The 10,601-nt window shown below is 66.8% G+C and carries 10 protein-coding genes; 6 read left to right on the top strand and 4 right to left on the bottom strand.

All coding sequences use genetic code 11. The features are described 5' to 3' along the window. The first annotated feature begins 289 nt into the window (after positions 1-289). Positions 290-1,507: an FAD-dependent monooxygenase gene (locus ACTHJR_RS17950; RefSeq protein WP_440524725.1), complete on the top strand. Its 1,218-nt coding sequence runs from the start codon at positions 290-292 to the stop codon at positions 1,505-1,507. A gap of 166 nt (positions 1,508-1,673) precedes the next feature. Here ACTHJR_RS17950 and ACTHJR_RS17955 read toward each other — a convergent pair whose 3' ends face one another. Continuing rightward, a complete protein-coding gene (locus ACTHJR_RS17955; RefSeq protein ID WP_440524726.1) occupies positions 1,674-2,696 on the bottom strand; it encodes an NAD-dependent epimerase/dehydratase family protein in 1,023 nt (340 codons plus the stop codon). A gap of 94 nt (positions 2,697-2,790) precedes the next feature. Here ACTHJR_RS17955 and ACTHJR_RS17960 point away from each other — a divergent pair, with 94 nt between their 5' ends. After that, the gene (locus ACTHJR_RS17960) at positions 2,791-3,759 is read left to right on the top strand and encodes an NADPH:quinone oxidoreductase family protein (protein WP_440524728.1); all 969 of its coding nucleotides are present in this window, start codon (positions 2,791-2,793) and stop codon (positions 3,757-3,759) included. Positions 3,760-4,027: 268 nt separating this feature from the next. Here the strand turns inward: ACTHJR_RS17960 and ACTHJR_RS17965 are convergent, their stop codons facing one another. After that, entirely contained in the window at positions 4,028-4,684 is a 657-nt protein-coding gene (locus ACTHJR_RS17965; RefSeq protein WP_440524729.1) for a Crp/Fnr family transcriptional regulator, read from the bottom strand. A gap of 72 nt (positions 4,685-4,756) precedes the next feature. Here ACTHJR_RS17965 and ACTHJR_RS17970 point away from each other — a divergent pair, with 72 nt between their 5' ends. Continuing rightward, a complete protein-coding gene (locus tag ACTHJR_RS17970; protein WP_440524730.1) occupies positions 4,757-5,587 on the top strand; it encodes a TauD/TfdA dioxygenase family protein in 831 nt (276 codons plus the stop codon). A gap of 154 nt (positions 5,588-5,741) precedes the next feature. On the opposite strand, the gene gor is transcribed toward ACTHJR_RS17970, so the two are convergent. Further along, positions 5,742-7,088 carry a glutathione-disulfide reductase gene (gene gor / locus ACTHJR_RS17975; RefSeq protein WP_440524731.1) on the bottom strand — a complete coding sequence of 449 codons (1,347 nt, stop codon included), beginning with the start codon at positions 7,086-7,088 and terminating at the stop codon, positions 5,742-5,744. A 91-nt stretch (positions 7,089-7,179) separates the two neighbouring features. Further along, entirely contained in the window at positions 7,180-8,670 is a 1,491-nt protein-coding gene (gene pgi, locus ACTHJR_RS17980) for a glucose-6-phosphate isomerase (protein ID WP_440524732.1), read from the bottom strand. 130 nt (positions 8,671-8,800) lie between these two features. Between pgi and lepB the strand changes: the two genes are divergently transcribed. From lepB to ACTHJR_RS17995, 3 genes are all read left to right on the top strand, one after another. Further along, entirely contained in the window at positions 8,801-9,700 is a 900-nt protein-coding gene (lepB, locus tag ACTHJR_RS17985) for a signal peptidase I (RefSeq protein ID WP_440524733.1), read from the top strand. Positions 9,701-9,761: 61 nt separating this feature from the next. Further along, positions 9,762-10,475 carry a ribonuclease III gene (gene rnc / locus ACTHJR_RS17990; protein WP_440524735.1) on the top strand — a complete coding sequence of 238 codons (714 nt, stop codon included), beginning with the start codon at positions 9,762-9,764 and terminating at the stop codon, positions 10,473-10,475. Continuing rightward, a partial coding sequence (locus tag ACTHJR_RS17995) for a GTPase (RefSeq protein ID WP_440524736.1) occupies positions 10,472-10,601 on the top strand: 130 nt, incomplete at its 3' end. The genes rnc and ACTHJR_RS17995, both read left to right, overlap by 4 nt.

The raw sequence follows: 10,601 nt of genomic DNA on the forward strand, positions 1-10,601 counted from the left end.
TGGATTCTCGCGCCGCGCGAGTCCGACGTCAAGGCGGCGCGGATGCTGAAGGGGATGGCGAGCTGGATAGTCTGATAATCCTCCCCGGAACGGGGAGGGGACCATCGCGCCAGCGATGGTGGAGGGGTCCCGCGACCAACGAGCCGCAAGCAAAGAGGTTAGTGGAGGATGGGCCCCCTCCACCAAGCCGCTTCGCGTCTTGGTCCCCCTCCCCGTGCCGGGGAGGATTTGAAGGTTGCGCGGACGGCTCCCCATTGCCGCTCGCGAGCGCACGGCCTAGGGCATGCGCATGTCTCGGGCTGATCTCCTCATCCTCGGCGGCGGGCTGGTCGGCAGCGCGCTCGCGGTCGCGGCCGATGCGCATGGGCTGTCCAGCATCGTCATCGACCCCGCCGACCCGGCCGTCGTCACGGCGAGCGGGTTCGATGGCCGTGCCTCGGCGATCGCCAGTGCACCGATGAACATGCTGCGCGCGATCGGCGTCGCCGACCGGCTGGCCGGCAAGGGCTGCCCGATCGACGGGATCCGCGTGTCCGACGGGCTCGACCCGGGCGCGCTCGATTTCGTGCCGCAGGACGACGAAGGTGCGCTCGGTACGATGTTCGAGAATCGCGACCTGCGCGCCGCGTTGCTCGATGCCGCCGGCGCGGCGCCGGGCGTCGATCTCCGTATGAGGACCCGCGCGGTGTCGATCGAGCGCGACCAGGCGGGCGTTCGCGCCACCTTGAGCGACGGCAGCGAGGTTCGCGCGTCGCTGTTGATCGGTGCCGAAGGCCGCAATTCGCCGACCCGCGAGGCGGCGGGACTCAACGTCGCGCGCTGGACCTACGACCATGTCGCGCTCGTCACCTCGATCGGCCACGAGCGCAGCCATGAGAATGTCGCTTATGAGATCTTCTATCCCGAAGGACCGTTCGCCATCTTGCCGCTGAACGACGACGATCGCGGGCATCGCTCGGCGATCGTCTGGTCGGTGCGCGGTGCCCAGGGGCCGGGCATGCAGAAGCTCGGCGAGCGCGGCTATCTGGCCGAGCTCGAGCGCAAGATGGGCGGGTTCCTCGGCAAGCTGACGTGGCTGGGCCCGCGCTTCGCGCATCCGCTCGGCTTCCATCACGCCGCGACGATCACCGCCGAGCGGCTGGCGCTGGTCGGCGACGCGGCGCACGGCATCCATCCGATCGCGGGGCAGGGCGTCAATGTCGGCTTCCGGGACGTCGCCGCGCTGATCGAGGTGCTGGTCGACGGCAAGCGAATCGGCCTCGATCCGGGCGACCCGGCGCTGCTAAAGCGCTACGAACGCTGGCGCAGTCTCGACACCTTCATGGTGGCGGCCGCGACCGATGGACTGACTCGGCTGTTCGGCATCCCCGGCAAGTCCGCCAGCGCGGTGCGACGGCTGGGGCTGTCCGCGGTCCAGCATGCGCCGGTGCTCAAGCATCGCTTCATCGCCGAGGCGAGGGGCGAATCGGGCGCGCTGCCGAAGCTGCTCGCGGGCTTGACGGTCTAGTTAAGGCTTTCCACGGCGATTTTTACGCTTCCCCGGCGAAGGCAGGGGCTCAGCCGCGATGCGCTCGCGGCGCCGGGACGCCATCTCCAAATCACAGATCCTGGGCCCCGGCCTTCGCCGGAGAAGCGTTGAGTGAACTGTCGGATCGACTGGCTGCGGAGTCGCTTTAGACCTTCACTACCCCCATCGCGATCAGGCTCTTCGCGGTGTCGACCACGCTGTCGGCAGCGGAGCGCGGCTGCCAGCCGAGCAATTGCATCGCATGGGTCGGCTCCGCATGGCGGGTCTTGCCGAGTTCGCCGATCATCTGGCGCACGACCGGGTCGAACAGCGACACGATCCGCATCAGCCAATTGGGCATGCGCCGCGTCGGCACCTTGCCGGCATGGTCGGGCAGGCGTTCGCGCAGGATCGCGGCGATCTCGCCCAGCCTTAGGAATCCGTGCGGCGCTACCGCCATGAAGCGCTCGCCGCTCATGTCGGGCGCGGTCAGCGCGCGGATATGGAGATCGGCGACGTCGCGCACATCGACCAGGTTGAAGCCGAGATCGGGCAGCATGGGATAGGCGCCCTCGAGCACGCGTTTGACCGCTTCGAGCGAGGGCGAGAAATCCACGCCGAGCAATGGTCCCAGCACCAGTCCCGGATTGACCGTGACGAATTCCAGGCTGCCGCCCTCGGCCGCGATCCAGTCGCGCGCGGCGCGCTCGGCGATGGTCTTGGACTTGGCGTAAGCCGACACGTCGCCCGCCGCGACATTGGTCCAGTCGGCCTCGGTGAAACTGTCCTTGTCGGCGGTGCGACCATAGAAGATCGCGGCGACCGATGACGTCATGACCAGCCGCGTGGCGCCGGCATCGCGCGCGAACTTCAGCGCCCGCAGCGCGCCGTCACGCGCCGGCACGATCAGCTCGTTCTCGTCCTTCACATGATGCGCGGGGATCGGCGAGGCCATGTGGACGACATGACTGCATCCCGCCATCGCCTCGGCCCAGCCGGTGTCGCTGGTCAGGTCGGCGGCAAAGAAGGACAGGCGGTCGTTATCGACCTTCAGCCAGTCGCGGACCTCGGCCTCGCGCGCCAGATTGCGGATCGTCGTGCGGACCGTCCAGCCCCGCTCGATCAACTGGCGGATGGTGAAGCCGGCGATATAGCCGCTGCCACCAGTGACCAGAACCGTCCCTGCCATATCCCTCTCCCTTGTCTTTCCGCTATCAGATTCGTTGCATATTGCAACCTGTTTGCGGTTGACGCGTACGCGCCGGCGGGGGACAGCAGGGGCGATGAAGGCGCTGGTCGTATCCGAGCTGGGACCCGATTTCGCCGGTTGCGCGCTGGCCCACATACCCGATGCCGTTCGTGGCGATGGCCAGGTGCTGATCCGCGTCCGCGCCGCGTCGCTCAACTTTCCCGACTTGCTAATGACCGAGGGCAAGTATCAGCTGAAGCCCGATCTCCCCTTTGTGCCGGGCATGGAAGTCGCCGGAGAAGTGGTGGCGGCCGATCCCGGCAGCGGGTTCGCGGCCGGCGACGCGGTGGTCGCGGGCACGCGGCTCGGCGGGTTCGCCGGCCTGGTCGCGGTCGATGCTAGGAGCGTGCGGCGGGTGCCCGCCAATCTCGACTTCGCCGCGGCTGCAAGCGTCGGGGCGGCGTACAATACCGCCTATGTCTCGCTGGTCCGTTGCGCTCGGGTCGAGCCGGGTGAGTGGGTGCTGGTCCATGGCGCGACCGGTGGCGTCGGCCTCGCCGCGGTCGACCTCGCCAGGGCGCTCGGCGCGCGCGTCATCGCGACGTCGCGATCGGCCGACAAGCTGGCGCGGATCGCGGCCGACTATGCGATCGACGCGACTCTGTCGGCGCCGGGATTTCGCGAGGAGGTCAAGCGGATCACCGGCGGCGGCGCGGACGTGGTGTTCGATCCGGTCGGTGGCGACGTGTTCGACGAGAGCACGCGCTGCATCGCGTTTGGCGGGCGGCTGTTGGTGATCGGCTTCACCTCGGGGCGGATCGCGACGGTCGCGACCAACATCCCGCTGATCAAGGGCTTCTCGGTGATCGGCGTGCGCGCGGGCGAATATGGCCGGCGCTTTCCGGACAAGGGCCGCGAGAACCAGGACGCGATCTGGACGCTGGCGGTGGAGGGGAAGATCCGCCCCCGCGTCGACAGTCGCTATCCCCTCGCCGACTGGCGCGCCGCGTTCGAGACGATGCGCGACAGCCGGATGGTCGGAAAGATCGTGATCGAGCCGTAGGGCTCTCGGGTGTTCGAAGTCCATATCGGACAACTGGCAACCCGATTGTCGTCGAGCGGTATCCGCGCCTAACCGCCACCTAGATCGTCACCCCGGCCTTGTGTCGTGTTCGAGTTTTGGCCTGCACCGGCAGACCAAAATCGTGTGCGGGGAACACGATTCCGCTCGAACACCACTCCTCCACACCCGAGCTGAGGCATGGTCGCGCGGTGGATGCCGGGACGAGCCCGGCATGACGGAGGAAGCGGTTGCCCGACTCCCGGCCGCTTCAAAATCCCGCGAAGCGACGCAACGCAGCCCCGTCGATCACCCGCAACGACCGATAGCCCGGCTCGACCCATCCCTTCGCCGCCAGCGCCAGGATATGGCCGCTGGCCGACTTGCGGCTCAATCCGCACATCTCGGCAAGATCGGCCTGGGTCGCGGCGACCGCGCCCGTGTCGTCGGCGAGTTGCGCCAGCCGGATCGCGATTCGCTGGCGCGGCGCCAGGCACAGGTTGAGCGCGGCATTATGCACGGCGATGTCGAGTTGGTCGTAAAGCAAGGCCATGGTCGCCGGCCACGCGCTCGGCTGACGCGCGGCGATCCCCGGCAAAGCGGCATCGGGAACCAGCAGCACGCGTGCGGCGCGCTGCGCCCGCGCCGTCACGATCCGCCGCCCGCCGCCGAAGCGCCGCGACTGGCCGATCGCCTGGCCCGGCCCGGCTAGCCCGATCAGCACGTCGCGGTCGGGGCCGACGCTCGCCTCCAGCCGCAACGCGCCTTCGACGACCAGGCACAGGCCGGGTTCCTCGTCGCCTTCGGAATAGATCCATTGCCCGGCGTCGAGCGTCACCACACGTCCCGCCGCAACGAGCTCGTCGGCCAACGCCGGGTCGAGCGCGGCGAACCAGCGCCCGCGCCGCAGAATGTCGAGCAACGCCATCCCCAAGTGCTACGATCGTAGCAATCAGGCGGCAAGACCCGGGATATACCCAGCGCAACGAGGAGAGGGATAATGACCATGCAGATTCGCCCGATCGCCGAACACTGCGGCGCCGAAGCCAGCGGAATCGACCTGCGCACGCTCGACGACAGCGGTATCGAGACGCTCCGCGCGGCGGTCGCCGATCGCGGCGTGCTGTTCGTGCGCGACCAGGAATTGACGCCGGAGGATCACATCGCCTTCGCGCGCCGCTGGGGCGAGATCGACATCAACAATTATTTCCCGGCGAACGGCGGCTATCCGGAGATCGCCGAAGTGCGCAAGGCCGAGACCCAGACCACCAATATCGGCGGGGGCTGGCATACCGACCACAGTTACGACCAGGTTCCCGCGATGGGCTCGATCCTGCTCGCGCGCGAGACCCCGCCGACCGGCGGCGACACGCTGTTCGCCAGCCTGGGCGCGGCGTACGATTCGCTGTGGGACGGGCTCAAGGCGACGCTCGAGGGGATGCGCGCGGTGCACTCGGCCGACCATATCTACGGCCATGACGGCATCTACGCGAAAACCGACCAGGCCGCCGATCTCAAGGGCCACGACATCCACGCCGCAGCGGTCCACCCGGTCGTGATCCGCCACCCGGTGACCGGCCGCAAGATCCTTTACGTCAATCCCGCCTTCACGCTCCATTTCGAAGGCTGGACGCGTGAGGAGAGCCTGCCGCTGCTGCAATATCTCTATGCGGTCGGCATGAAGCCCGACTTCCAGTGCCGCCTGCAATGGGCGCCGGGCTCGCTCGCGATCTGGGACAATCGCTCGACCTGGCATTGCGCGATGAACGACTATCCGGGCCACCGCCGGCTGATGCACCGCATCACGATCGCAGGTGTGGCGTTGAGCTGAGGCAGAATCCCTCTCCTTCTGGGAGAGGGAGGGAGCCGCCGAAGGCGGCGGAAGGGTGAGGGCAGCGCTGCGCCCTCTCCTACCTGCCCTCACCTTCCCACTCGGCTTCGCCGAGCGGGCCCCTTCCTCTCCCAAGGGGAGAGGAAATTTTCACCTACTTCATCAGCACCAATTCTTCCGCCATCGTCGGATGCAGCGCGACGGTCTGGTCGAACGCGTCCTTGGTCAGGCCGGCCTTCACCGCGACCGCCGCGGCCTGCAGGATCTCCGCCGCCTCGGGGCCGATCATGTGGATGCCGAGGATCTTGTTGGTCACGCCGTCGCAGATCATCTTGTAGAGCGCGCGCTCGTTGCGACCCGCCAGCACGTTCTTCATCGGGCGGAAGTCGCTGACATAGACCTTGACCGAGCCGTATTTCATCTTTGCCTGGCTCTCGGTCAGTCCGACGCCGGCCATCTGCGGATGACTGAACACCGCCGCCGGCACGCAATGATAATCGACCCTGGTCGGCTTGTTGCCGAAGATCGTGTCGGCGAACGCCTGCCCCTCGCGGATCGCGACCGGGGTCAGCTGGATACGGTCGGTGACGTCGCCCACCGCATAGATGCTCGGCACGTTCGAGCGATTGTCTTCGTCGACCTTGACCGCGCCCTTCTCGTTCAGCTCCACGCCGGCGGCGTCGAGTCCGAGATTTTCGGTATTGGGCACGCGGCCGGTCGCGAACATCACGCAATCGACCTCGATCGGGGCATGGTTCGACATCGAGACCTTCAGGCTGCCGTCGGCTTGCTTCTCGATCCCCTCGAACTTGGCGTTGAAGCGGAAGTTCAGGCCCTTCATCATGCTGATCTGGAGCAGGCGGTCGCGGATCTGCTCGTCATAGCCGCGCAGGATCTGGTCGCTGCGGTTGATCAGCGTCACCTCGGCGCCGAATTCGTGGAAGATGCCGGCGAATTCGTTGGCGATATAGCCCGCGCCCGCGATCAGGATGCGCTTGGGCACGCTTTCCAGGTGAAACGCCTCGTTCGAGGTGATGCCATATTCGTAGCCCGGGCAGGTCGGGATGTGCGGACGCGCGCCGGTCGCGATCAAGATGTATTTCGACGTGACCTCGCGGCCCGAGGCGAGCCGTACCGTGTTCGGCCCGGCCAGTTCGGCGCGTTCGTTGATGACCTCGACCTTATGGTTGTCGAGCGTCGTATTGTACGCCTTGCTGATGCGGTCGACTTCCTCGAACACATTGGCGGTCAGCGTCTTCCAGTCGAACTTGCAATCGGGCACGTCCCAGCCGAAGCGTCGCGCGTCGGCCAGATCCTCGGCGAAATGCGCGCCATAGACGAGCAGCTTCTTGGGCACGCAGCCGCGGATCACGCAAGTGCCGCCGACGCGATATTCCTCGGCCGCCGCCACCCGCGCGCCATGCGCCGCCGCGACCCGCGCCGCGCGCGTGCCGCCCGATCCGATACCGATGACGAACAGGTCGTAGTCGTAGTCGCTCATGCTTTTTCCCAATCGTCACCCCAGCGAAAGCTGGGGTCTCGTGCCGTATTTCCTAGCCTAAGATCCCAGCTAGCGCTGGGATGACGGGCCGTTACCCGAACGCCCGCTTGATCAGATCCTTGGTCGAAACGTCGAAATCGCCTTCGCCCTTGGCCGCCGCCTTGGCCATTTCCTTGCCCAGCTCGACCCCGAACTGGTCGAACGAATTGATGTTGAGCAGCACGCCCGACACGAACACGCGATGCTCGTGATAGGCGATCAGCGCACCCATCGTGCGCGGGTCGAGTTCGTCGAGCAGCAACGTGGTCGACGGGCGATCGCCCGGATAGGCGCGCGCCAGGTCGTCGGGATTCTCGCGGCCCTTCATCAGTGCCGCGCCTTGCGCGAACATGTTGTTGAGCAAATTCTTGTGGTGATCCTCGTTGAGCGTATCGGCCTGCTCGATCACCCCGATGAATTCGAGCGGGACCAGGTGCGTGCCCTGGTGGAGCAATTGGAACACCGCGTGCTGCTGGTCGGTGCCGACCCCGCCCCAGGTGATCGGCGCGGTCGGGCGACCGACCTTCTTGCCGTCGAGCGTCGCGCCCTTGCCGTTCGATTCCATCTCGAGCTGCTGCAGATAGGAGGGGAGCAGCCGCAGCCGCTCGTCGTAACAGAACACGCCGCGCGTCTCGCAGCCGAACGCCTGGGTGTAGAGCAGGTCGGCGAAGGCGGCGAGCGCCGGAACGTTCTCGTGCAGCGCCGACAGCCGGAAATGCCGGTCCATCTCGGCCGCGCCTTCGAGCAGTTCGGAAAAGGCGTCCCAGCCGAGCGCGATCGCCGCCGGGAAGCCGATCGACGACCATAAGGAATAGCGCCCGCCCACGGTGTCGGCGAACGGCAGGATGCGCGTCTCGTCCACGCCCCATTCGATCGCCTTGTCGGGCTCGGCGGTCAGCGCGACGACGCGGCCATAGGGATCCTCGACCCCGCCGGCCTGCATCCATTCGATCACGCTCTCGGCGTTGAGCATCGTTTCGGTGGTGGTGAAGGTCTTGGAAGCGATCGCGAGCAGGGTGGCGCTCGGGTCGAATCGCTTGAACACCTCTTCGAGCGCCAGCCCGTCGACGTTGGAGACGATCGCTACTTCATAACGGTTCGACTCGCGGCCTAGGGCATCCACCAGCAAATTCGGCCCCAGCGCCGATCCGCCGATCCCGACATGCAGCACGTTGCGGATCGGCCCCAGCGCCTCTGCCTCGATCGCGTCGATCAGCGCGCGCATCCGGGCATGGAGCGCCTGCGCCTTGGCGACGTCGTCGGGGGCGCCCTCGCCGCGCTCGGCGGTGTGGGTCACCGCACGGTCCTCGGTGACGTTGATCACCTTGCCCGAAAACAGCGCCTCGCGCTTGCCGGCGAGATCGCTCGCCTTGGCGAGCTTCTCGAACGCCTTGATCGCCTCGTCGGTCAGGTGCGTCTTGGACCAGTCGAAATGGATGCCGGCGACATCGGCCGAATATTTGCCCAGCCTTTCGGGATCGTCGGCGAACAGCTTGGTCAGGGGGATGCGCTTCAGCGCCTCGATCTCGCTCCAGTCGGCCATTTGTGGGTATCCTCGTTCGACTCGGCCGTCTCAATGGGCGTTCCGGGCGTCCCGTTCAAGGAAGCGCGCCGCGTTCGCACGGTGATACGTATGCTTGACGCGCGCTGGCTGCATGCGCAAACCGCCCGACATGACCGACACACCTCAGGCGACCCCGTCCGACGCCGCGCCCGATCCCGTCGTGGCGCCCACCGACGCGCCTGCGCCCGCCCCCGCCGCCAAGCCCAAGAAGGAAGAGGATTGGAAGGACACGTTCAGCTTCATCGTCAAGCTGGTCGTGGTCGTCATTATTTTCCGCAGCTTCCTGTTCTCGCCTTTCTCGATCCCGTCGCAATCGATGCTGCCGCGGCTCTATGTCGGCGACTATCTGTTCATTTCGAAATGGAATTACGGTTATTCGAAGCATTCGCTGCCGTTCAGCGTGCCGCTGATCCCGGGGCGCATCTTCGGCCGTAATCCGACCCCGGGGGACGTCGTGGTGTTCAAGGCGCCCCCGGGCAATTCGCAGGATTACATCAAGCGCGTCATCGGCTTGCCCGGCGACACGATCCAGATGCGCCACGGCCAGCTGATCCTGAACGGCGTCGCGGTGCCCAAGGTACGCGTTGCCGACTTCGTCATCCCGATCTCGCCCAATTATCCCGCCGGCAAAGCGGAAGGCTGCCTGACCGAATTCGTCACGACCGACAGCGCCGGCAAGCCGGTCTGCCGCTACATGCAGTTCAAGGAAACGCTGCCCAACGGGGTCAGCTACAACGTGATCGATCGCGGCGAATTCCCCGACCGCGACGACACCGACGTCTATACCGTGCCGGCCGGCCGCCTGTTCCTGATGGGCGACAATCGCGACGATTCGGGCGACAGCCGCTTTCCCGCGCAGGAAAACGGCGCGATCGGCATGGTCCCGATGGAAAATCTCGAGGGCAAGGCGGTCGTCACCTTCTGGTCGACCGACGGCACCGCGCAATGGCTGCTGCCCTGGACCTGGTTCAGCGCGGCGCGCTGGAGCCGGCTGGGACAAGGGTTTTGACGCGCCATTTGATGTGCCGCACCAGCCCGCTCCCCCACCCCGCCTCCCAGCAGGGTGTTCCATGGGAGGCCGGGCGGGGGAGCGGGCTGGCACCGTGACCGACAAAGACGCTACCGATCTCGCGGGCTGGATCGGCGCGACCTTCGGTCATGCGCCCGGCGACCTCGCCCGGTTCGACCGCGCGCTGACGCATGGCAGCCAGGCGAGCGCCAATTACGAACGGCTCGAATTCCTCGGCGACCGCGTGCTCGGGCTCGCCGTGGCCGAATGGCTGTACGAATTGTTCCCCGACGAGCCCGAGGGCAGCCTGTCGAAGAGATTGAACGCGCTGGTCACCGGCGCGGTCTGCGCCGATGTCGCGCGCGAGATCGGGGTGCGGCCGTTCCTCCGCCTCGGCAAGCAGGCGCGCGACGACGGTGCCGCCGACAGCGACAATGTGCTGGGCGATGTGATCGAGGCGCTGATCGGCGCGCTCTATCTCGAAGCAGGCTTCGAACCGGCGCGCGATTTCGTCCGGTCGCGCTGGGCCGACCGCGTCCATGCCGATGCTCGCGCGCCGCAGCATCCCAAGTCCGCGCTTCAGGAATGGGCGGCCGCGCACAACCGCAAGCCCCCGACCTATGACGTGATCACACGGTCGGGCCCGCAACACGCGCCGCGCTTCACCGTTCGCGTCAGCCTCGGCACGTTCGCCAGCGCGGAGGCGGAGGGATCGAGCAAGCAGGAAGCGGAAACCGCGGCCGCACGGGTGCTGCTCGCCCAGGTCCAGCCATGACGCAACATTGCGGGCTCGTCGCGGTGCTCGGCGCGCCCAATGCCGGCAAGTCGACCCTGGTCAATGCTTTGGTCGGGCAGAAGGTCGCGATCGTCAGTCCCAAGGCGCAGACCACGCGCACCCGGC

Origin of the sequence: Sphingomonas sp. (assembly GCF_051962185.1) — a bacterium.
Classification (GTDB): domain Bacteria; phylum Pseudomonadota; class Alphaproteobacteria; order Sphingomonadales; family Sphingomonadaceae; genus Sphingomonas.